The sequence below is a fragment of the Pseudomonas sp. GW821-FHT01E05 genome, from assembly GCF_059422425.1.
In genome coordinates this window covers 23970-46488 of sequence record NZ_JBWKWW010000015.1, presented here as the reverse complement: position 1 = coordinate 46488, position 22519 = coordinate 23970, and the positions used below count along the sequence as shown (strand labels likewise).

General features: G+C 60.3%; 19 protein-coding genes and 1 pseudogene. 12 read left to right on the top strand and 8 right to left on the bottom strand.

The annotated features are described in order from the left end of the window. Positions 1-273 precede the first annotated feature (273 nt). Positions 274-507 (top strand): annotated as a pseudogene (locus tag AC07W5_RS26305) (OprD family outer membrane porin); the annotation flags it as partial. A 78-nt stretch (positions 508-585) separates the two neighbouring features. Here the strand turns inward: AC07W5_RS26305 and AC07W5_RS26300 are convergent. From AC07W5_RS26300 to pdxR, 7 genes are all read right to left on the bottom strand, one after another. After that, positions 586-1359, bottom strand: coding sequence for a DeoR/GlpR family DNA-binding transcription regulator (locus AC07W5_RS26300; protein WP_429371950.1), 774 nt, complete (start codon positions 1357-1359; stop codon positions 586-588). Between the two features lie 55 nt (positions 1360-1414). Beyond that, entirely contained in the window at positions 1415-2416 is a 1002-nt protein-coding gene (gene pdxA, locus AC07W5_RS26295) for a 4-hydroxythreonine-4-phosphate dehydrogenase PdxA (RefSeq protein ID WP_413422343.1), read from the bottom strand. A gap of 5 nt (positions 2417-2421) precedes the next feature. Next, positions 2422-3702 carry a four-carbon acid sugar kinase family protein gene (locus AC07W5_RS26290; protein WP_495011748.1) on the bottom strand — a complete coding sequence of 427 codons (1281 nt, stop codon included), beginning with the start codon at positions 3700-3702 and terminating at the stop codon, positions 2422-2424. Then, entirely contained in the window at positions 3699-4712 is a 1014-nt protein-coding gene (locus AC07W5_RS26285; RefSeq protein WP_495011749.1) for a 2-keto-3-deoxygluconate permease, read from the bottom strand. Before AC07W5_RS26285 ends, AC07W5_RS26290 begins: the two co-directional genes overlap by 4 nt. Positions 4713-4938: 226 nt before the next feature. Beyond that, positions 4939-6204 (bottom strand): MFS transporter, encoded by a 1266-nt coding sequence (locus tag AC07W5_RS26280; protein WP_495024587.1) that lies wholly within the window; start codon positions 6202-6204, stop codon positions 4939-4941. 51 nt (positions 6205-6255) lie between these two features. Further along, a complete protein-coding gene (locus AC07W5_RS26275; RefSeq protein WP_495024586.1) occupies positions 6256-7326 on the bottom strand; it encodes a sugar phosphate isomerase/epimerase family protein in 1071 nt (356 codons plus the stop codon). A 112-nt stretch (positions 7327-7438) separates the two neighbouring features. Then, complete coding sequence (gene pdxR / locus AC07W5_RS26270) at positions 7439-8947, bottom strand: MocR-like pyridoxine biosynthesis transcription factor PdxR (RefSeq protein WP_495024585.1); 1509 nt, start codon at positions 8945-8947, stop codon at positions 7439-7441. Positions 8948-9199: 252 nt separating this feature from the next. On the opposite strand from pdxR, the gene AC07W5_RS26265 reads away from it, so the two are divergent. The 7 genes from AC07W5_RS26265 to AC07W5_RS26235 all read left to right on the top strand — a co-directional run bounded on the left by AC07W5_RS26265 (position 9200) and on the right by AC07W5_RS26235 (position 15598). Next, positions 9200-10180: a quinone oxidoreductase family protein gene (locus AC07W5_RS26265; RefSeq protein WP_495024584.1), complete on the top strand. Its 981-nt coding sequence runs from the start codon at positions 9200-9202 to the stop codon at positions 10178-10180. 14 nt (positions 10181-10194) lie between these two features. Continuing rightward, a complete protein-coding gene (locus tag AC07W5_RS26260; protein ID WP_494994757.1) occupies positions 10195-11043 on the top strand; it encodes a TauD/TfdA dioxygenase family protein in 849 nt (282 codons plus the stop codon). An 85-nt stretch (positions 11044-11128) separates the two neighbouring features. After that, positions 11129-12181: a beta-keto acid cleavage family enzyme gene (locus AC07W5_RS26255; RefSeq protein WP_494994758.1), complete on the top strand. Its 1053-nt coding sequence runs from the start codon at positions 11129-11131 to the stop codon at positions 12179-12181. A 93-nt stretch (positions 12182-12274) separates the two neighbouring features. Beyond that, positions 12275-13606, top strand: coding sequence for an MFS transporter (locus AC07W5_RS26250; RefSeq protein WP_495024583.1), 1332 nt, complete (start codon positions 12275-12277; stop codon positions 13604-13606). After that, the gene (locus AC07W5_RS26245) at positions 13603-14268 is read left to right on the top strand and encodes a DsbA family oxidoreductase (protein WP_495024582.1); all 666 of its coding nucleotides are present in this window, start codon (positions 13603-13605) and stop codon (positions 14266-14268) included. Before AC07W5_RS26250 ends, AC07W5_RS26245 begins: the two co-directional genes overlap by 4 nt. Then, the gene (locus AC07W5_RS26240) at positions 14265-14591 is read left to right on the top strand and encodes a Rieske (2Fe-2S) protein (protein WP_495024581.1); all 327 of its coding nucleotides are present in this window, start codon (positions 14265-14267) and stop codon (positions 14589-14591) included. Before AC07W5_RS26245 ends, AC07W5_RS26240 begins: the two co-directional genes overlap by 4 nt. Then, positions 14588-15598, top strand: coding sequence for a YeiH family protein (locus AC07W5_RS26235; protein ID WP_495024580.1), 1011 nt, complete (start codon positions 14588-14590; stop codon positions 15596-15598). The genes AC07W5_RS26240 and AC07W5_RS26235 overlap by 4 nt, the downstream gene beginning before the upstream one ends. A gap of 297 nt (positions 15599-15895) precedes the next feature. Here the strand turns inward: AC07W5_RS26235 and AC07W5_RS26230 are convergent, their stop codons facing one another. Next, the gene (locus AC07W5_RS26230; RefSeq protein ID WP_495024579.1) at positions 15896-16951 is read right to left on the bottom strand and encodes an AraC family transcriptional regulator; all 1056 of its coding nucleotides are present in this window, start codon (positions 16949-16951) and stop codon (positions 15896-15898) included. 356 nt (positions 16952-17307) lie between these two features. Here AC07W5_RS26230 and AC07W5_RS26225 point away from each other — a divergent pair, with 356 nt between their 5' ends. The 4 genes from AC07W5_RS26225 (at position 17308) to AC07W5_RS26210 (ending at position 22499) form a co-directional block, all read left to right on the top strand. Continuing rightward, a complete protein-coding gene (locus AC07W5_RS26225) occupies positions 17308-17874 on the top strand; it encodes an RBBP9/YdeN family alpha/beta hydrolase (RefSeq protein ID WP_494994764.1) in 567 nt (188 codons plus the stop codon). Positions 17875-18017: 143 nt separating this feature from the next. Beyond that, positions 18018-19871 (top strand): DUF1302 domain-containing protein, encoded by a 1854-nt coding sequence (locus AC07W5_RS26220; protein ID WP_495024578.1) that lies wholly within the window; start codon positions 18018-18020, stop codon positions 19869-19871. 39 nt (positions 19872-19910) lie between these two features. Next, positions 19911-21269: a DUF1329 domain-containing protein gene (locus tag AC07W5_RS26215; RefSeq protein WP_495024577.1), complete on the top strand. Its 1359-nt coding sequence runs from the start codon at positions 19911-19913 to the stop codon at positions 21267-21269. 156 nt (positions 21270-21425) lie between these two features. Then, positions 21426-22499, top strand: a complete 1074-nt coding sequence (locus AC07W5_RS26210; RefSeq protein WP_495024576.1) for a WD40/YVTN/BNR-like repeat-containing protein — start codon at positions 21426-21428, stop codon at positions 22497-22499. Positions 22500-22519 lie beyond the last annotated feature (20 nt).

Below are 22519 nucleotides of genomic sequence, written 5' to 3'. Positions count from 1 at the left end.
CCTCTCGACCATTCGTCCATTTAACGCCGTATTTGTTGGGCCAAACGCCTTTTTGGATGTGGTCATAACATGTCATGACAGATTTTCGCGCAAGGTTTCACGCGGTGGTTGTGACGGTACATGGACCGAAAACGCCTGCTATCGGGCCAGGGGAGAGATATCGGGTATTGGCCGATTTGCAGCCTGTCGTGAGGGGCTGCAGCTGTGTGGTTGCAGGCGTGTTCACCTACAGTCTGGCAGGCCACGTTTTCAGTCTGGGTTATCAACATCTGAGTGGCTCAAGCGACTTTCCGTTTGGCAATCAGGGGGACGGAGCAAGTCACGGACCGGCAAACTGGAGCACGTTTCCAGAAGGCGGGAGAGCGAACCTGGGTGGCTCATTATGTCTTCGATTTCGCCGCATTGGGTGTACCGGGCTTGACGACTCAACTGGCCTGTCAGCGCGCTGCCCATATCAAAACGGCACAGGGTGAGCAGCATGAACGGGGGCACAATTTCTCGGTATCCTGCGTTGTTCAGACTGGGCTGCTGAAAAACGTCGGGGTTTCCTGGCGCAATGCCTCGCTCCCCACAATAGGTAGGCAATCAGGCGAGGTCCACGGTTTCCACAGTGATTTGCGCAATCGCGTGAAACGGTGCGAGCGCAGCTTCATCGGCAGTAGCACAAGTAATCAATCGCCATTCGCGTTCGATAGGCGTCCAATGCTGCTGCCGCGCCCGCCCCAGTTTGTCGGTGTCGGCGAGAACGACGATCTGCGCAGCCCGCTTGATGATGCATTCCTTGAGATAAGCCTGCTGCGCACTCGCCTCGCACAAGCCGAATTCCGCGACGACGCCGTCTGCGCCGAGGAAGGCTTTGTCCACGCTCAGGCGGCTCAACGTCAGCTCGGCCAATGGCCCCAAGGTGCTCATGCTCGAGCCGCGCAAATCACCGCCGATCAAGGTCAGGCGCACGCCCGGCGCGTTGGCCAGGGTCATTACGGCGAGCAGGTTGTTGGTCACCACGTGCACGTCCTGTCGTGAGCACAGATGATGAGCCAATGCGGCGCAAGTGGTGCCGCCGTCGAGCAGGACGGTGTCGCCGTCCTGGACGTGGGCAGCCGCTGCAAGGGCGATGGCGTCTTTCTGTTCCCACTGGCTGGTTTTGCGCTCTTCCAGCGAGGCTTCCGGTTCATGGACGCCCACCACAGCGGTGGCGCCGCCGTAGGTGCGGACCAGGTGCCGCTGCTTGGCGAGCATGGTCAGGTCGCGCCGCACGGTCGCCTCCGATACGCCGAGGGCCGCGCTCAATTGCTCGACGTTGGCATCGCCGATGCGTACGAGATCGAGGATGGCGCGGTGGCGTTCGGACACTTTCATGGCGGGTCTCGTTGGTTGGGCGGTGGTCGATCTTACACGACAGTGCCGCTGCACCTCATCCCCGTCGTGTGGCCAGCTCCGCGCCCTGGCGCAGTGCTTCGAGCAGGCTGCGCTCATCGGCGATGCCCTTGCCGGCGATGTCGAAGGCGGTGCCGTGATCGACCGAGGTGCGGATCACTTCAAGGCCGACGGTCACGTTCACCCCGGCTTCGAGCCCCAGTACTTTGACGGGACCGTGGCCCTGGTCGTGATACATCGCCACCACCAGATCGAAGTCGCCACGCCCGGCGCGGAAGAACAGGGTGTCGGCCGGCAACGGGCCGGTCACGTCGAGGCCGCGTTCCTGCAGCAACTTCACCGCCGGGATGATTTTTTCTTCCTCTTCGCCATAACCGAACAGGCCGTTTTCACCGGCATGCGGGTTGATCCCGCACACGCCAATCCGGGGACGGGCGATGCCTGCCTTGATCAGTGTGGCGTTGCCGCGTTCGATAGTGCGCTGGACCAGGCCCGGTTCGATCTTGCGGATCGCATCGATGATGCCGATGTGGGTCGTGACGTGAATCACCCGCAGCTGCGGTGCCACCAGCATCATCGACACTTCGTCGACGTGGGTCAGGTGCGCGAGCATTTCGGTGTGGCCGGGGTATTTGTGGCCGCCGGCGTGCAGCGCTTCCTTGTTCAGCGGCGCGGTGCAGATCGCATCGATCTGTTTGGCCTCGGCCAGTTCCACAGCGCGGGCGATGTATTGATAAGCGGCGTCACCGGCAATGGGTGACAGCTCGCCAAACGGCAGGTCATCGGGGATCAGGTCGAGGTCGATGCAATCGATGGTGCCGGCCTCGTACAAAGCCTGGGAGGCGTCTTCGATACGGCGCACTTTGGCGCTGCCGCCGACGATCACGTTGGCCTGCTCCAGACGCCGCGCATCGCCGATCACCAATGGCCGGCATTGTTGGTAGACGATGTCGTGGGTCAGGCTCTTGACGATGATTTCCGGGCCGACACCTGAGGCATCGCCCATGGTGATGCCGATGATGGGGAGGTAGTTGCTCATAGTGTTCATTGGAGTCCTTGGATTCGTGTACGTTGGGGCGGGGAGCGATCGGCGCGTTCGCTCAAGTGCTGCCATGCCGCATACAAGGCGTGGTCAGTGCCGAATGCACCTGCCTTGGTAACAATGCCGGGACGATGCCCTTGCCGGGAAACGGTGGGGCGCGCGAAAGCCACGCCGGCTTCGATTTCCGTGAGCAATTGCAGGCTGTCGATGCCGACGGTGGTCAATATGGCCCGCGCCGTCTCGCCGCCCGTGGCAATCAGGCCGCCGATCTTGGCGAAGTGTGGTTCTACCAGCACGGCCAACCGGGTTGAGAGTTGAGCGCCCTCCTGGGGATCGAACGCCTCATCGCGACCAATGCGCAGCAGCAGGTCGCTCCAGCCGTCCAACCGCTCGCCGATGCGCGCTTGCCACAGCGCCCAATCGACGTGCGTCGTGCCTTGGCGAAGGACTTCGGGCGGGACAACCAGTTCGCTGACCCCGCCGCGCTCCTTGAGCAGTGCGCATTGCCGTTCGCAGACACCTGACAGGCTGCCGACCATGATCAGAATCGGTGCCTGACTTTTTTCCAGCGCTGTGGGTTCGATAGCCGTGAAGCGTGCTTCGGAAAAATCCGCAAGACTGGCGATTTCCCGCGCCAGCCCACCCGAGCCGATCCAGAACAGCGGCTGTTCCATCGACGCGGTCAGGCGAGCGATCGTCAGCAGGTCGTCTTCGGTTTGTGCATCGACGATCAGCGCCTGGGTACCCTTGCTCGCCACTTCAGCGATGTGACGCACGAGTGCTTCTTCATTACCGCGCAAGGTGTCGAGATCAAGCTTGGCGGTACTCAGGCCAGCGGCCACCAGCATCGCCTCGACATCCGCCGGACGATCGGCGTTTTCGAGCTTCCAGGTATCGGTGGTTTCCAGCGGCTGGCCGTTGACGAACACCCGGCCACCTCGCAACGTGCGCCCGGTTGCAGGAAACGCCGGGGCGACGATGGCCAGACCCGCCAGCGGTTGCAGGGCGGCAACTTCCGCCGCCCAGTTGCCGCGCAAGGTCGAATCGATTTTCTTGTACAGCCGCTGACCGGGACGCTGCAGCGCCTTGTACGCAGCGACTGTGCGTTCGGCGGCTTGCGTCGGGGACAGGCGCCGTGTGTCCGTATCGGCGGCAATCACCTGGGCGTCAGCCTTGTCATGCAAAGGCTCGAGCGTGACGACCGTTTGCATCCCCGCGCTGGCAAAGCCGATGGCACAATCCGCCGCGCCGGACAGATCGTCTGCGATGATCAGAATGCTCATCGCAGGGCTTCCTGTTTTTGCGGTTGGAGGTCCGACTCGGGGATGACCACGGGATTGCGCAGTTGCACGCGTTTGGCCACCGCTGCAGTGAGTAACGGTGCGAGGATCGCGGTGACCACAACGCAGGCAGCCACCAGAATTGTCGCGCTCTTGGCCGCTTCGGCGTACACCGGATTCGCCGCTGCGATCAACGCCGGAACGGCGGCGGCATTGCCCGCGGTGGTGGCTGCCGCCACGCCGGCAACACCGGTGCCGCCGGTCAAACGATCGGCGAAAAACAGCGGAATGCCGGTCAGCACGACCACCGCGACACCCATGCCAAGACCCAGCAAACCAGCCTGCCAGACGTTATGCAGGTCGAGGCTGGCACCCAGTGCGAGGGCGAAGAACGGGATCATCACCGGCACGGCCTTGGCCAGGAAGTCGCGCATGTCGCGGTCGAGGTTGCCCAGCAGCATGCCCAGGGCCAACGGCAGGATGCTGCCCACCAGCGTCGGCCAGGGGAAGGCTGACAAGCCGGCAATGCCGAGGGTAACCATGGTCAGAAAAGGCCCGGACTCCAGCGACATCACCGAATAGGCGCCGACGTCTTCGGAGCGGCCGTACTGTCCCATCAACGCCATGTACAAGCCGCCGTTGGTGTCGTTCATTGCGGCGACCACCGCCAGCGTGGAGATACCGGCGAAAAGCCCGGAGGATACCGGCTGCTCACCCAGGAAGTGGCCAAGCACAATGCCGATGAGCACGGCGATGCCGACTTTGGTGATGAGCAGCGTGCCGCCCTTTTTGAGCAGGTAAGGCGTGGCCTTGATATTGATGCTCGCGCCCATGCACACGTAGAACACCGCCAGAATGGGCAACGCGCCGGTGAACAGCGCATTGGTGAATGATCCGAAAAATTTGGGCGTGTCAGGCAGGAATGTCGCCACGAGTGAGCCGATCAGCAGAGGCACGATCATCATGCCGCCGGGGATGCGTTCAATGGTGCGCTTGATAGGAATCTGGGCCACGAAGGTCTCCTTTTATAATTGTTTGGCAAGACGTGTTTCACCTCGAAACTGACTGAATCGATCATCTGGTGATTGATTCAGTCAAATTGATCTTAGGCCAACAACTTAATCTGCGCAATTCAATCATTCAAATGATCGTTTCGCTCATTTCTGACTGGCATGCGCCAGGGCTGATTTTCCAGGAAGAGGCATTACGCCGACCAGTTTCCGGTTACCAGGGCGATGTTCAGGTTTGCACTGCGCTAATTTCGCCGGTGGTCGTGGAGTTATTCCGGACAGCCTGATACAGCAGGCTGGACACCATGAATCCAAGAATGGCCAACAGACTCATCAAACTGAAGACGTAGTTGTAGCCTTGCTGGCCGGGGAAATGGTCGAGGATTGCGCCATAGATGACGTAAGCGAACATGCCCGGTGCGTAGCCGATCAGGCAACCGATACCGAAGGCTGAACCGGTGATGTGCTGAGGGATACCGACTTCACCCATGGGCGCCCAGAACACGCCGCGCATGGAGAACACGATGAGTGCAAAGGACAGCGTGGCGGCCATGCCCGCGTAGATGAAACTCGGGTTTTTCGGGATGAGCATGACGACGCCCATGAGCGGCAGCAAAGCCAGGAATGCCCATTTCAGATAGCGGCTGGTGCTCTTGAACTGCTTGTCGGCAATGAAGCCACCGGCAGGGCCGCCCAGGATCTTGAGAAAGTACTGATTGATGATGCCGTAAGCGCCCACCAGTGCCACGGGCAGTTCGTACATGTCCTTGAGGTAGGGAATGAAGTAGGTCAGGCCGCAGTACACGATATAGACCATGAACACGTTGAGGCTGACCAGCCAGATACCCGGCACCTTGATGGCCTCGAGCAGGTTCGACAAACCGTTTTTCGGCTTGGCAGTCGATTGCGCGGTGCCGCCCTTGAGCAGAAACCAGGTCAGGATTCCGGCAAGAATGTCGATGACCGAATAAAACAGGATCGCCGATTTCAGGCCGGCCTCACCGGAGCCCATGGCGACGAAGACACCCAAAGCAGAAAAGGCGACCAGAGTATCGATAACACCACGCCCGCCTTCCAGAAGACCGAACAACCGCCCCTGTTCCTGGTCGTCACCCAGATTGCGGATGGCCTTGAGCAGCGAGGGCCAGAAGATGCAATCGGCACAGACGGCCAACAGGCTGAACACGATCAGCAAATTGCTGAAGGGCGGGAAGGTCGCCAGGTAGAGCCCCAGACTGCCGGTGCCGAGCAGACCGATGGGAATCAGCTTGCGTGTGTCGAAACGGTCTGCGAGCAGACCGCCTACGACAAACAGCGCGGTGGCGATAATGGCGTTGGCGCTCAGCAGCAGGCCGATTTCAGTATGGGTTAATCCCATGAATTCTTGCATGGGCACATAGAAGGCGTCCTTGAGGCTCGACAGTTTGTAAATGGTGCCCCCACCGAGGATGAGAATCAGGAATCTGAGCCATTTGGCCTTGTCACGAGTTGTCATTATTGTTCTCCAGGCGTAATCGGGTAAGCAGTACCGGTTGTCACGTCACGTTCAGGCGTTTGCGCCGTTGTCCAGGGTCAACTCGGCCAGGGTTCGGAGCTCGGCCAGCAGGCTTCGTACATAGGCGACCTGGTTGTTTGCCCAACGGTGTTCATCGGCCAACATTCGCTCAAGCGAATAGCCGCCAGGCAGCGCCGTTGCACTCATTTCCCGGTACGCAATGAACGGGTCGGCGGCCTCAAGGGTCTGGCGGAACGCCGGGGCGACGTAGTGGTTTTCCTGCTCAAGGATGAACGCGATCACTTGCGGGGTTGATTCGCCGAGCATCAACAGTTCGAACACCATGCGTGCGTTGGGCAGATCGTCTTCGTCACAGCCCTGCAGCACGCCGTAATGGCCGAATCCGTTTTGCTCGGGGACGATACGCACACCCTTGAGGTGGGTCTGGCGTATGTGCGGCGCCAGGGTACGGAGCGCCTGCAGGGGCTGTTCGCAGGCATTGATCATGTTGCCGAAGTCGAACAAGGCATGCAGTCGGGGGTGGTTGAGCCGATTCAGCAGTTGCGCGATCTCGGCGCTCTTGAGTTCCTCATGCTGCTCGAAGTCGAAGAACAGGTCATGCTCGTCTGCCTGCTGCGCGAGGTAATGCAGGTCTGACTCGATCACCTCCATGACCTGCGACAGCGTCCCCTCGTAGCGTGAGTAAACGCGTATGTTGCGGGCTCCCAGGGCCTTGGCAATGGCGATCACCTGATCGACATCTTTTTTCAGCGTGCTGCTGATTTCCAGGTGCACATCCAGTCCGAGCGCATTGGCCTTGTCAGCAAACGCCTGTAGTTGCGTAGGTGTCATTTGACTCAGGCTGTTTTCCTCGCCATCGAGCAAGTGCAGGCTCAGACCCTGCAGCTCGTGGCGATAGGCGAAGTCCAGCAGGTCGCCAGGTGTGACACGGCCATGGGTGAGGTTGGTCAGCAAGGGGTAGGCATGAGCAAACAAGCGCAGTTGCCCAAGTCGGTCGAGCAGCCGGCGGGCCAGTGCTCCAGTCAGTGCGGGAGGTGCCCCTGCCTCGACAGCCTTGTGGCTGAGCAAGGCATTGAATCGTTCCTGGATCTTATTGTTCATTCGAGTTATTCCTGGTTCAGACGCCGGGTCTACCGGCGCAGCCTTTATCGCGCCAGTCAGGAACTCTCGATAGATCCATTATCAGTTAAATCATAAGACCACTTGCCTTGCTTCAAGTGGCCTGCTGCAGGTACCCCATTTTGCTCAAGGCCTGGGCAAGTGCTTCGACGCGCTCCTCGGCCTGGTCCTCAGGTGTGCCGGCAAAACCGATCAGTAGAGCAGGTGGCAGGACATGCTCAAGGCAGTAGTCGCTCAGGGCATAGGTGTGAATATTATGCCTGGCCAGTTCCTTGGCGATGGCGTCGTCATCAAGCTTGGGTGGCAGCCAGGCGATCAGGTGCATGCCGGCTTCCACCGGGGTGATCTTGAAGAAACCGCCCAGCCGTTGCTGCAGTTGTTTGACCAGTGCTTGCTGGCGAGTCTGGTACAGCGCACGCATGCGACGAATATGGCCCAGAAAGTGGCCTTCGCCCATGAAGTCTGCTGTCACGGCCTGCAGCAGTGTGGGCGGGCTGCGATCCATGACCGCCCGCAGGGTGCAGAAGGGTTCGATCAAGGCGTGCGGCAGTATCACGTAACCCAGTCGTAGCGAGGGGAAGAGCACTTTGCTGAACGTTCCGACGTAGATCACCCGGGCCCATTGGTCCATGGCATAGAGTGCAGGCAGGGGGCGGCCGTTGTAGCGAAATTCACTGTCGCAGTCGTCCTCGATGATCCAGCTTTGGTTGCGCGCGGCCCAGTCGATGAGTTCCTGGCGCCGTGCATAACTCATGGTGACGCCCAAGGGATGCTGGCGAGAAGGCGTGGTAAACACCAGGCGGGCGTCAGGGCACTGAGCCAGGCCTTGCTGGATATCGATCCCCTGTTCGTCGATACGCAACGGGACCACCAGACCACCCTGGGCCTGGAGCGCGATTCGCGCCGCGATATGCCCCGGATCCTCCATCCACAGGCTGTCCTGTGGATTGAGCAACAGCATGCCCAGCAGGTTAAAGGCTTGCTGGGCGCCGGAAACGATGACCACCTGCTCGGCACTGCAGTCGATGCCACGGGCATCAAAGACGTATTCGGCAATCGCCTTGCGCAGGGCCAGCAATCCTTGCAGTTCGCCATAGCCGAGCATGGCCTTGGTCGGCTTGTGCAGGTGGCGGTTCATCAGGCGCTTCCAGATATGCTGCGGGAACGCGTCGTAAGTGCTGTGGCTGGGCAGGAATGAGGTAGGGCTTGCGGGGTCCCAGTCGGCATAGCAAACCCCGCGGAAATGATTGCTGCGCAGCGACAACATGGATTGGCTCAGATTGGACAGGCGAGGCGGCTGGCGCTGCCGCTCATCGTCGGCAATACCACGGCTTTCCCACTCATTGCCGACATAGGTACCGGCCCCGGTACGCGAGGCCAGAAAGCCTTCGGCAATCAGTTGATCAAAGGCATTGAGAATAGTGATCCGCGACAGCGCAAGCTCTTTGCTCAAGGTCCGGGTCGACGGCAGGCGCACGCCCCCTTGAATTCTTCCACTGAGAATCTGTTTGCGAATCTGCAAATAGAGTTGGCGGTACAGGGGGATGGAGCTGGCACGGTCCAGCTCAATACCCGACAGCAGCAAACCTGCGGGGGATTTCATTACATGCTCGTCTGGATGGAGTGTGGTTTGACCTGGAACACCGTCAGGTACCGAGGTGCGCAAGGGTATCGAGCGGTACTGGATAAGTCATCCACCTCAGGCGTTGATACAGCGCACACCACCCGGGTAGCTGTCATGAAATGAAAAGCCATTGTCGTCTGATGAGAAGCGGCTTGCCGGACTGCGTCCTACAGTCCAATCAGCGCAAATCGACGCTGCACGCCAATCTTGCAGACTGGAGAATAAGAAAACATGGCCAAAGCCATACGCTTCTACGAAACAGGTGGTCCCGAAGTCCTCCGTTATGAGGAGGTCGAAGTTGGCGAACCCGGTCCAGGCCAGGCTCGTCTTCGTCATGTGGCGGTCGGCCTGAACTATGCCGACACCTACTTTCGCAATGGCACCTACCCGATCCCGATGCCCAACGGCATGGGGGTTGAAGCCTGCGGTGTGGTCCAGGCCATCGGCGAGGGGGTTACCAACGTACGCGTGGGTGATCGCGTTACCTACACCGGTTTTCTCAATACATTGGGTGCCTACAGCACCGAGCGTCTGATCCCGGCCGCGCCGTTGATCAAGCTTCCGGAAACCATCAGTTTCGAGACCGCCGCGGCCATGACCATGCGCGGCCTGACGTCGGCGTACCTGATGCGGCGCATTTACGATTTCAAGGCCGGCGACAGCATTCTGCTGCACGCCGCCGCCGGTGGTGTGGGCCTGATCGTTTCGCAGTGGGCCAGGCTGCTCGGCCTGACCGTCATCGGCACCGTGTCCACCGAGGTCAAGGGCGAAATCGCCCGGGCCCATGGCTGCGACCATGTCATCAACTACAGCCATGAAGACGTCGCCCAGCGCGTTCGCGAATTGACTGACGGCGTCGGTGTCAACGTGGTGTTCGACAGCGTCGGCAAGAATACCTTCATGGGCTCCCTGGATTCGCTCAAGCGCCGCGGCCTGATGGTCTGCGTCGGCACCGCATCCGGCCCGATCCCGGCCTTCGATCCGGTACAACTGGCGATGAAGGGCTCGTTGTTCATGACCCGCCCGGCCCTGGCCGACTACATCGCCGACCCGGCGGAAAAAGCCGCCCTGGCAGGCGAGCTGTTCGACCACGTCGGCAGCGGTCGAATCAAGATCGAGATTAACCAGCACTATGCGTTGCAGGATGCCGCGCAGGCTCATCGCGACCTGGAGTCACGCAAGACCACGGGCTCATCGATTTTCGTCATTTAAGGGAGCCGCCTTCCATGAAAGTCGAACAATTGACCTGCAGCATTGGCGCGGAACTGGTCGGCGTCAACCTTGCCGATGCGGTCCATGACGACGGTCTTTTTGCCGAGATTCGTGCTCAGCTGCTCAAGCATCGGGTGGTGTTCCTGCGTAACCAGGACATCAGTCGCGCCGAGCACGTGGCGTTCGCCCGTCGTTTTGGCGAGCTGGAGGATCATCCGGTGGCCGGCAGCGACCCGGATCATCCGGGGCTGGTGCGCATCTACAAGAGCCCGGACCAGTCGATGGACCGCTACGAGAACGCCTGGCACACCGATGCTACCTGGCGGGAGGCCCCGCCGATGGGCTGCGTGCTGCGCTGCGTGGAATGTCCACCAGTGGGGGGCGACACCATGTGGGCAAACATGGTGGAAGCCTACGCGCGCTTGCCTGATGAGGTGAAGGCGAAGATCTCCGATCTGCGAGCCCGCCACAGCATCGAGTCGAGCTTCGGTGCCGCCATGCCGATCGATAAGCGTCTGGCGCTTAAGGCGATGTACCCGGATGCCGAGCACCCGGTGGTGCGCACCCACCCGGAAACCTTGGAAAAGGTGCTGTTCGTCAATGCCTTTACCACCCACTTCAGCAACTACCACACCCCCGGGCGGGTACGCTTCGGCCAGGACGCCAACCCTGGTGCGGGTGAGCTGCTGCGCTACCTGATCAGCCAGGCGTACATCCCGGAATATCAGGTGCGTTGGCGCTGGAAGCCCAACAGTATCGCGATCTGGGACAACCGCAGTACCCAGCATTACGCCGTGATGGATTACCCGCCGTGCCATCGCAAGATGGAACGTGCCGGCATCATCGGCGACAAGACTTACTGATCAGTCGTTTCTGCATTCGCACTCGTACACACGTCCCCCGGCAACGTCCGGAGTGGGCGGACAATGATAATAAAAGGAGTAACTCATGCAATTTTTTGACGATTCCCTGCACCCGGAAAACATGGAAAAGGTGGTGATCACCGTCGCTCCGTACGGGCCTGAGTGGATGCCGGAAGACTTCCCCGAAGACATCCCCCTGACCATGGATGAGCAGGTGCAGAAGGCGGTCGATTGTTATGAGGCAGGTGCCACCGTATTGCACCTGCACGTGCGAGAACTGGACGGCAAGGGCTCCAAGCGCCTGTCCAAGTTCAACGAATTGATCGCCGGTGTGCGTGAAGCCGTGCCGGACATGATCATCCAGGTCGGTGGCTCGATTTCCTTCGCGCCCGAAAGCGATGGCGAAGCCGCCAAGTGGTTGTCTGACGATACTCGCCACATGCTGGCTGAGCTGACGCCAAAGCCGGATCAGGTCACGGTGGCCATCAACACCACGCAGATGAACATCATGGAGCTGCTCTATCCGGAATACCTGGAGGGCACGTCCCTGGCTAACCCGGCCTATCAGGCCGCCTACAGCGAGATGACCGTGCCGGCAGGTCCTGCCTGGGTCGCGGAGCACCTGCGTCGCCTGATGGCTGCCGGCGTCCAGCCGCATTTCCAGCTGACCGGCATGCACGCCCTGGAGACACTTGAGCGCCTGGTGCGCAAAGGCGTCTACATGGGGCCGTTGAACCTGACCTGGATCGGCATCGGCGGTGGTTTCGATGGCCCTAATCCGTTCAACTTCTTCAACTTCGTCCACCGCGCGCCGGATGGCTGCACCGTGACCGCCGAATCGCTGTTGAAGAACGTGCTGCCGTTCAATGTCATGGCGCTGTCCATGGGGATGCATCCACGGGTGGGCATTGAAGACACGATTATCAATCACAAAGGCGAGCGTTTCAGCTCTGTGCAGCAGATCGAGCAAACCGTGCGCGTAGCCCATGAGCTGGGTCGCGCAATCGCCACCGGCAAAGAAGCGCGTGAGATCTACCGCATCGGTGTGCAGTACCAGAGTATCGAAGAAACCCTGTTGGCCAACGGTATGGCCCCCAACCGCAAGGCTGGCCAGAAGGGTGTGCCGCAACGCGGCTGAGGGGCAGCCGGGGCGAGAGGTCGACGGCCTCTCGCTCGCTGTATTGCAACAAGCTCGATAACAACAAATAAAACAAAGTTTCGAGGAGGCTGCATGGCCTATCACCCAAGCGTCGCAGACGATGACGACTCAAGTGCTGTCGGTGTTGCGCGCAAATATGCCTGGATCGTCTTTGCACTGACGTTCGGCTTGTTGATTTCCGATTACATGTCGCGCCAGGTGCTGAACGCGGTGTTCCCGATGCTCAAGGGCGAGTGGGCCCTGAGCGACGGCCAGCTCGGCCTGCTCAGTGGCATTGTCGCCTTGATGGTCGGCTTGCTGACATTTCCCCTGTCGTTGATGGCTGATCGCTTCGGTCGGGTAAAGAGCCTGGCGCTGATGGCTCTACTGTGGAGTCTGGCCACTCTAGGCTGCGCGTTGGCGCAGGACTACCAGCAGATGTTTATTGCCCGCTTCATGGTGGGTGTCGGCGAGGCGGCCTATGGCAGCGTCGGCATCGCGGTGGTGATTTCGGTCTTTCCCAAACACCTGCGCGCAACGCTTGCCAGTGCCTTCATGGCGGGCGGCATGTTCGGATCGGTATTAGGCATGGCCCTGGGCGGTGTATTAGCTGCCAGGTTGGGCTGGCGCTGGTCGTTCGCCGGCATGGCGCTGTTTGGCCTGCTGCTGGCTGTGCTTTACCCGATCATCGTCAAGGAAGCGCGCATCGCCCCACAACGCGCCGCCCAAGTCGCGAACAAGGCAGCAGCAGCGGTCAAGCGTCCGCTAAGCACGCTGTGTTCCAGCCGTTCGGTGATCGCGGCCTATATCGGCAGCGGCTTGCAACTGTTTGTCGGTGGCACCGTGATTGTGTGGATGCCCAGTTACCTCAATCGTTATTACGACATGGGAACGGACAAGGCGGGCGGTGTCGCGGCAATCATCGTGCTGTGCAGCGGGGCAGGGATGATTCTGTGCGGCATGCTCAGCGACCGACTGTGTCGCCACTCGCCGGAGCGAAAGGTCGCCCTGGCCATCGCGTTTTGCCTGGGCAGTTGCCTGCTGCTGTCGGCGGCGTTCGCCTTGCCGGCGGGGCCTGCGCAACTGCTGCTGATCTGCCTGGGAATGCTGATTGCCGCCGGCACCACCGGACCTGCCGGGGCGATGGTTGCCAACCTGACCCATTATTCAGTCCACGGCACGGCCTTTGCCACGCTGACCCTGGCCAACAACATGCTCGGATTGGCCCCGGGGCCGTTCATCACCGGCAAGGTGTCCGATGTAATCGGCTTGCAGGCCACCTTCCAATTGGTGCCATTGGTCAGCATCGCGGCAGCGGCCGTGTTCTTTTATGCCAAGTGTCATTACCACAAGGATATTGCCCGGCTTAAGGGCGAGCGTGTCAACGATTCAGTTAGCCAAGCGGTGTTAGAGGTGAAGTTGTGAGTGGTCGTTTACGTATTGATGTGTTCTTCGATTTCATCTGCCCGTGGTGTCTGATCGGCAAGCGCCAACTGGAGCGCGCGCAGGATCTTTTGCGCATCCAGCAACCGGGTGTGGACATCACCACAGTGTGGCACGGGGTGCAGCTGTTGCCACAACTGCCGGTGCAGGGTGAGCCCTTTGTCGAGTTTTATCGCAAACGCCTGGGCAGTGCCGAAGCGGTAAGCATGCGCCAGGCCCAGGTGCAGCAGGCCGCGATGGCGGTGGGGGTGCCCATCGACCTGAGCCGCATCGCCACCATGCCCAATACCGCTGATGCCCATCGTTTGCTGGAACGTGCCGCTGTGCTGGGCAGTACGGCACAGCGTGATGTCTTGCTTGAACGTCTGTTCGCCGCCTACTTCCAGTACGGCGAGGACTTGGGTTGTCATGAGACCTTGATCGCCATCGCCCAGGCGTGTGGCTTCGACGCTGATGCCATGGCCTCCGTTCTGCAAGGTGACGGCGATCCTTACGTCGGCAACGAGGCAGGAGCTGGCAGCGGTGTGCCGTGCTTTCAATTCGACCGTCGCCTGACGGTGGTAGGCGCGCAGCCTGCCGAGGAACTGCTTGGCGCCATGGGCGAAGCCTTGCTCGATAGCCATCGCGCGCGGCTACCGGCATGAGTCTGCGTGTACCCGTGCCTGCCGGAAAACTCCCGCGGGCGGGAGGCCGTGCGCTGGTTGAATTCGAGGGCAAAAGCCTGGCGTTGTTCAACGTCGAGGGCGATCTGTTCGCCATCGACGACGGTTGCCCGCATCAGGGCGCCTCGCTGTGTGGCGGGCGCCTTGAGGGGAGGGTGATTCAATGCTGCGCCCATGGCCTGCGCTTCGATCTGCGCAGCGGCTACTTGCTCAATTCAACCCAACTCAAAGTCGCCAACTACCCGGTCGAGGTCGTCGACGGCCAGGCATTCATCGTCATTGTTTCTGAGGAGTCCGTGCCATGAGCACCATCGCTCTCACCCGTGTCCATAGCCGAACGCGCGAATTGGCGCCGGGTTTCATCGTCAGTCTGATTGTGGCGGCGGCAGCCTCCTTTTTGTCCGAGCATTATGGTGCGCCGGTGATGCTGTTCGCCTTGCTGCTGGGCATGGCGCTCAACTTCCTGGCCAGTGATGGCGCGTGCAAGGCCGGCATCGAGTTCACGGCACGCACCGTGTTGCGCATTGGCGTGGCGCTGCTGGGCATGCGCATCACACTGGAGCAGATTGCCGCTCTTGGCTGGAAGCCAGTGGCCCTGGTGGTGATTCTGGTGGTGGTGACGATTGGCGTTTCGGTGGTCGCGGCCAAGGCGCTGGGTTTTCAGCGTTTGTTCGGCATGCTCACCGGTGGGGCAACCGCGATCTGTGGCGCCTCGGCGGCGCTGGCGCTAGCGGCGGCGTTGCCCAATCATCCGCAGAAAGAGCGTGCCACGCTGTTCACCGTCATTGGAGTGTCGGCACTGTCGACCACGGCGATGATCCTGTATCCGATGATTGCCAACTGGCTGTCGTTGTCACCACAAATGGCAGGGATGTTCCTCGGCGGCACCATCCACGATGTCGCTCAGGTGGTCGGTGCCGGTTACAGCCTGTCGACCGAAACCGGTGATATAGCCACGGTGGTCAAGCTGATGCGGGTCGCCATGCTGCTGCCGGTGATCCTCTGCGCCACCATGATCACCCGTATGCAGGGCGCCGACACGGCGGGCAAACGACCGCCGCTGCTACCGTGGTTCGCCGTCGGTTTTCTGATTCTGGCCTGTATCAACAGCACCGGTTGGGTCGCTCCAGTGGTACAGGGCTCGGCCAACGAACTGTCGCGCTGGTGCCTGGTGGTTTCCATCAGCGCCTTGGGAATGAAGACTCAACTCAAGGAGCTGGCCGCAGTCGGCATCAAGCCCATCCTGCTGATGGTGGGGGAGACGGTGTTCCTTGTCGTGCTGGTGCTGCTGTTGCTGCACTGGGGGTTCTAAGCCCGTTAAGAAATTTCAGGTCCAGCCTATTCCCCGTAGCAGCTGGCGTAGCCTGCGTTCGGCCGCGCAGCGGTCGTGAATTCAAACGATAGGGTGCTTCAGGAAAACCGCGCACTCAGTTTTTACGACTGCTACGCAGCCGGACGCAGGCTTCGCCAGCGGCTACGGAGGGCTGCACTGCATTGGTTCCTCGGTGCAGTGAGGCTCTGGGCCGGTATCACAAACACGGGTTTTTTCGCGGCGACTGTACCAGCAGTCGCCGTTTTTTTTGCAAGCCATGCGTCCATTTCAATCGGTTCAGGGTGCTGTGGGGCCGGGCAGGGTGGTCGGGTCAATCTGTGCTCTGGCAGCGGCGTGTTTTTGCGCACTGCGCCAGGCTGCCGGTGGCATGCCGAACTGGGTGATGAACCAGCGTGTGAAGGAACTCGCCATGGAGTAGCCGAGCATGTCGGCAATGCGCCCTAGCGAGTAATGCGGGTTTTCCAGGTAGCGCAGCACCAGATCGCGACGCACGTCGTTGATCAGGTCGTTGAAGGCGCAGCCGTCGCCTTTGAGGCGGCGCTGCAGGGTCCGAACGTTCATGCCCTGGGTCTGGGCGATTTGCTCGATGGTGGCGCGCCCCATCGGCAACAGCAGGTAGATGGCTTTGCGCACCTCGAACAGCATCGATGGTCCTTCGTGGCTGAGCAGCGAGTCGAGGTAACTCTGGGCGTAGCGCGCCATCGCCGGATCGGCATGGGGATTGGTCATGTCGAGGCTGGCGTCGGAGCAGACAATGCCATTGAACTCGCTGCCGAATTCCAGGTTACAGCCGAACAGGCGGCGATGCAGGTGCAGGTTGTCCGGGGGCTGGTGCGTGAAGTTGACGCTGTAGGGGTGCCAGTGTGTACCGAGCAAGGCGGCGCACAGGCGGAACATCACCCCGATTGCCAGCTCAGTGGCTTGTCGGCAGGGCATCGGTGATTCGGTGACCACCTCCTCGCGAATGATCACCATCTTGCCGGCCTCTTCAATGAAGATGGCCAGCGAATCGTTCATCAGATGACGGTAATGCACCACGACCTGCAAGGCATCACGCAGCGTGCGCTGGTGGCTGAGCAGCAGGCTGACGACACCGAAGTCCGAGAGCTGGCGCGATTCGGCCATGCTCAGGCCGAAACTCTGGCATCCGCTGGCGGCGGCCGAATCCTCCAGCAGGCGCACGGCTGCATCGATCGGAATACGTTGTTCGGGGGCTTGTAGCTGGGACTTGCTCAGACCGACGCTCGCCAGCAAATCGTGCGGATTGAACCCAAGGTACTGGGTGACTTCCAGGTAGTTGGTCAAGACGGCGGCGCGAACAAGCTTAGTCATGCAGAGGTCTTTCCTGGAGTAGTTCCGGTGGAAATGAGCGTGGCTGACTATATCCAGCAAGTCATGAAATGAAAAGTTATGCCCTGAACGATGTGGTTCACCCATTCCTGTATCGGCTCATGACTGCCTCATGGGGTCAATCCACCCTCAAGCATTGAATACCGTGACCTGGAGCAACCTCGAGGGTTTTTTCGACCCGCGCAAGAGTCACTTCAACGCCTCGAAATCTGTCATCAAAAGAAAAGCGACTGACGTCAAATGAAAAGCGCGTCGAGTGAGGGCTCTTTAATGTCAGCACTACAAAAAGCTTCTGGCGAATGAGCCAGTCGAGTCATCGAGAAAGCGAAGGTGTTGACGTGGACAAACTGCAAACTGCCGCAACCGTTCTGATCGTACCGGGCCTGCGCGAGCACGTTGCCGAGCATTGGCAAACGTTGCTTGAGGCCAGATTGAGCAAGGTGCGCAGTGTCCCGCCACTTGAAGCCGACAAGCTGGACTGCGTTGCGCGGGTCCGGGCGATCCAGCACGAACTGGAGCAGATCGAAGGGCCGGTGATTCTGGTGGCCCACAGTGCCGGCGTGTTGATGGTCGCGCACTGGGCTGCGCGGCACAGTCGTCCGATCAAGGGCGCTCTGCTGGCCGCTCCACCGGATCTCGATGCCAGCTGGCCGCAAGGCTACCCATCCGCTGAAACTCTTCGTACCAATGGTTGGGATCCTCTACCCCAAGGCCCGCTGCCGTTCCGCAGCCTGGTGGCCGGCAGCACCAACGATCACCTTGCCAGCCTGGAGGCCGTGACCCAAATGGCCCGCAACTGGGGCAGTGAACTGGTCAATCTCGGCGCTGTAGGCCATCTCAACCCGGCCGCCGGTTACGGCGAATGGCCGCAGGCTGAAGCCTTTATCCGCACATTGGATCGCTAGGCGCGACGAGCCTGGCTCACCTCACCCTGGAGGAAAGGAAGTAAGCACCTGAGTAACGGTGCCTGAAAGACACTCGCATCGCCGCCTTACCCGGATGTGAGCCGTTGTTAGAACAAAAAAAACAAAAAAACGGAGACAACGTAATGCACAACCCAACAAGTCACAGCTACTTTCATCGAAGCCTGCTCGCCACGGCTATGCTGCTGGCCTGCATGCCGGCCGCCCATGCCTTTGAGTTCAACACTGGCAGTGAAGACTGGGCCGTGCGCTTCGATAACACCCTCAAGACCAGTTATGGCCAACGGGTGGAAGGTCAGAACTCGAAGATCGCCAACACCTCCAACCTCAACGACGGCGACAAGAACTTTCGTGTCGGTCGAGCGGTGACTGAGCGGGTCGATCTGCTGACCGAGCTGGATGTTGTCTACCAAAGGACAATGGGCTTTCGTGTCAGCGGCGCGAGTTGGTATGACCATGCCTATGACAACGCAGGTTCCAATTCCAACGCTTTTCCAGGACAGGCGGGCAACGCGGGTAACCTGGTTTCAGCGAATCCTGCTGGCAATTCGCTGAACGGCCACGTTGCACAGACGCATGGACTGAGCGGTTATACCGATCGTTATTACAACGGCCCCTCCGGCGAAATCCTCGATGCCTTTGTGTTCTACAGCACCGAGATCGGCGAGGAGTCGATGTTCAGCGTCAAGCTCGGCAAGCACAACGTGTACTGGGGCGAGACCCTGTTCAACGCGGCCAACGGTATCAACTACGGTCAGGCAGGCCTGGACCTTGCCAAGCTGTATAACGTGCCGGGCACCGAAACCAAGGAACTGTTCCTGCCGCGCAACCAGATTTCCATGTCGTTCACGGTCAATCCAGAGCTGACGCTGGGCGCTCAGTACTTCCTGGAGTATCAGAACTCCCGTCTGCCCGAGGGGGGGACCTACATGGGGGCCTATGACATGCTGAACGATGGAGGGAAAGTCTTCTGGTTGCCACTGCCGACGGTTGGGAATGGTGCCTTTTTCGGCGCGCCGCGTGGCCATGATATCAAACCGCGCAATTCCGGCGACTTCGGACTGATGGCCAAGTGGAGTCCGGAATGGCTGGATGGCACCCTGGGCTTCTACTACCGCAACACCTCGGACACCTTGCCGGCAGTGCTGATCAATGCGCCTAACCTGAATAAGGCTGGGCTGGCGGGTCTCCAGGGCACTGAATACTTCAGCGCCTACGCCGATGACATCGATATCTATGGCATCAGTCTGTCGAAGAGTGTGGGTCCGGTCAGCGTCGGTCTCGATCTGAACTATCGCGAGAACATGCCGCTGGTGAGCAATTTCAGCACCATCAACGGGCCATTGAGTGCTGAGGCTGGCCAGGGCCAGATCAACGGCGCCAACCTGATCGGTGCCGTGCCGGGCAAAGGTGATACCGGACTGGCCCGTGGCAAGACTTTCCACGTGGTACTCAATGGCCTGGTGACTTTTGGCAGGACTCCGTTGTGGGATGCTTCCTCCTTGGCCGTGGAAGGTGCCATGACCCATCTGGTCAGCGTCAATCAGGCCGGCAAGCAGACCTTCAAGGGCGATTCCAGCTACAGGGGCGTCGACAAGGTCGACACCAATGCATACACCATCGCTGCCAACTTCACTCCGACCTGGTTCCAGGTGTTCCCGGGTGTCGATCTGTCCATGCCAGTGGCCTACAACGTCGGCCTCAAGGGCAACTCTGCCATCCAGCTGGGTGGCAACGAAGGCGCCGGTAGCTACTCCGTAGGCATCGCTGCCGACGTCTATCAGAAGTACAAGTTCGACCTGAAGTACGTGGACGCTTTTGGTCCCTTCGATACCTGCAATAGCGGTACTGACAACAACACCCCCGGTGCTAATGGCCTGTACCAGTGCATCCCCGGTCAGATCACTTCGCAGGCAGGCCTGGCGCCTCTGCTGAAGGACCGCGGGATGGTCACGGCCTCGTTCAAAACCACCTTCTGATTGACGCTCGGATTACAAAAACAAGTGGAGAGAATTCAGATGAGATTCCCAAGTAGCGTGCTGGCAGCCTCCCTGGTGGCCGTCATTGCCGGTCAGGCCCAGGCGGGTGTATCGGTTCAGGAAGCGGCCAGGCTGGGCACCAGCCTTACCGGTGTAGGCGCCGAGATGGCGGGCAATGCCGATGGTTCAATCCCGGCCTACAAAGGCGGGCTGACCACCCCGCCAGCCAGTTTCAAACCCGGCGACAGCATGCGTCCGAACCCCTTTGTCGACGAGAAGCCGGTGCTGGTTATCGATGGCAAGAACGTCGACCAGTACAAGGGTCTGTTGACGGCCACCACGGTGGAGCTGGCCAAGCGCTTTCCCAGTTACCGCATCGATGTTTATCCGACCCACCGTACTGTGGCTCTGCCCCAGGCGGTGCTGGACAACAGCCTGAAAAACGCCACCGGTGCCAAGTCCCTCGACGGCGGCCTGTCCATCGATAACGTACTGCCCGGCGTGCCGTTCCCGATTCCGCAGTCGGGCAGTGAGGCCATGTGGAACCACCTGCTGCGTTACCTGGGGGTCAATCTCAGCACCAAGTATGACTCCTGGAACGTTGATGCTTCGGGTGTGCCGACACTGTCCACCACTGCTCTGGCGTTCATGAACTATCCGATCTACGAAAACATGTCGAAGCCGATCAGCAGCACTGACATCTTCTACCAGATGAAGCTGTATTACACCGGTCCCGCGCGTCGTGCGGGAGAGGCGATCATGCTCAAGGATTCTGCCAACCCGTTGGCCCAGCCACGCAAGGCCTGGCAGTACCTGCCTGGCCAGCGTCGGGTGAAGCTGGCGCCGGACCTGGCCTATGACACGCCTAACCCTGGTACTGCCGGTACCAATACCTACGACGATACATTCGTCTTCAATGGCGCGTTGGACCGCTTCGACTGGAAGCTGGTGGGCAAGCAGGAAATGATCGTGCCCTACAACACCTACAAGCTGACCTACGCTCAGGACTCAAAGGTGCTGACGACCCCCAACCATATCGCTCCTGACTATGTGCGCTGGGAGAAGCACCGTGTCTGGGTGGTGGAGGGCACTGTCAAGGCCGGTGCGCGACACATCTACCACAAGCGCCGTTTCTACCTGGATGAAGACAGCTGGATCGCTTTGGCCTCTGACCAGTATGACTCGAGCGGCAAGCTCTACCGTGGCGGCTTCGCCTTCCTCAGCCAGAGTTACGACAAACAGGCCCCCGATACCTCGGCTTTCATGATCTACGACCTGGTGGGCGGCACCTACAACATCAACGGCATCGCGGGCCCGTACGGCGGCATCAAGTACATCGAGCCACTGTCGAAGGCGCAGTGGTCGCCGGAGGCCCTGGCGGGGTCCGGTATCCGCTAAGCGGCAGGTGACAAAAGTCCGGGGCGACCGGTTGTCGTCCCCCGGCAGAGTGACTGGAAGATCGACGGCGTGAGTGCCGTTCATCTTGGGTTACCGACTCCGACGCCGGGTTGCACCTCAGGTGCTTCGCGGTATCGTTTTCCTGGAAGGTGCGGTATGGGTTTCTTGAAAAAGTTTGAGCTGGCGCTGCTGTGCTCGATGCTGGCGCTGTTGCAGAGTGTCGCTCAAGCGGCCAGTTATGTGGATGTGCTGGATCTGCCGGCCAGGTCGAGTGCGTTGGCCGTGCGTAGTCCCTTGATCGGCATCGCTCGCGCCGGTGAGCGCCTGGTCACCGTTGGCCAGCGTGGCCATATTCTTTATTCCGATGACGCAGGCAAGCACTGGCTGCAGGCCAGCGTCCCGCTCAGCAGCGATCTTAATGCGGTGTTTTTCCCCTCCGCCGAGCAGGGCTGGGCGGTCGGCAACGATGGTGTGGTGCTGCACAGCAGCGATGCTGGCGTCACCTGGCGCAAGCAGCTCGACGGGCGCCAGATAGGTGCCTTGCTGGTCAAGCATTATGCGGCGCTGGCCAGTGCCGAGCCGGCCAACGAGCAATGGTCTCTGCTGGTCGCTGAAGGTCAGCGTCTGGTCGAGCAGGGCGCCGACAAGCCGTTCCTCGATGTGTGGTTCGCCAACGACAAGCTTGGCTATGTGGTCGGTGTGTTCAACCTGATCCTGCGTACCGAGGATGGTGGCCAGAGCTGGACACCTTTTCAGGATCGCACTGACAACCCGCAGGGCTTTCACCTCAACGCCATCGCCTCGACCGGCGATGCGCTGTACATCGCCGGCGAACAGGGCCTGTTGCTCAAGTGGGATGAGGCCCGGCAGCGTTTCGCAGCCTTGCATACGCCCTATCAGGGCAGCTACTTCGGCGTCGTCGGCAAGCCTGGTGAAGTGATCGCCTACGGCCTGCGCGGCAATGTGTTGCGCAGCACCGATGGCGGCGAGCACTGGAGCCAACTGACTAGCGGCCTGCAGGTCAGCATCACTGCAGCCATCGTGAATGCCCAGGGTCAGTACGAGCTATTCACCCAGGCCGGACACACGCTGATTAGCCAGGCCGGCGGTACACGGCTGCAGTTGCTGCCGCAGCAAGACCCGTCACCCGTGGCCGGTGCCACCCTGGCCGCCGATGGTTCGCTGGTGGTGGTGGGTAGCCGTGGCGCACAGGCATTGTCCGTCAAATAAGACCTCGAACATTTAGAGCG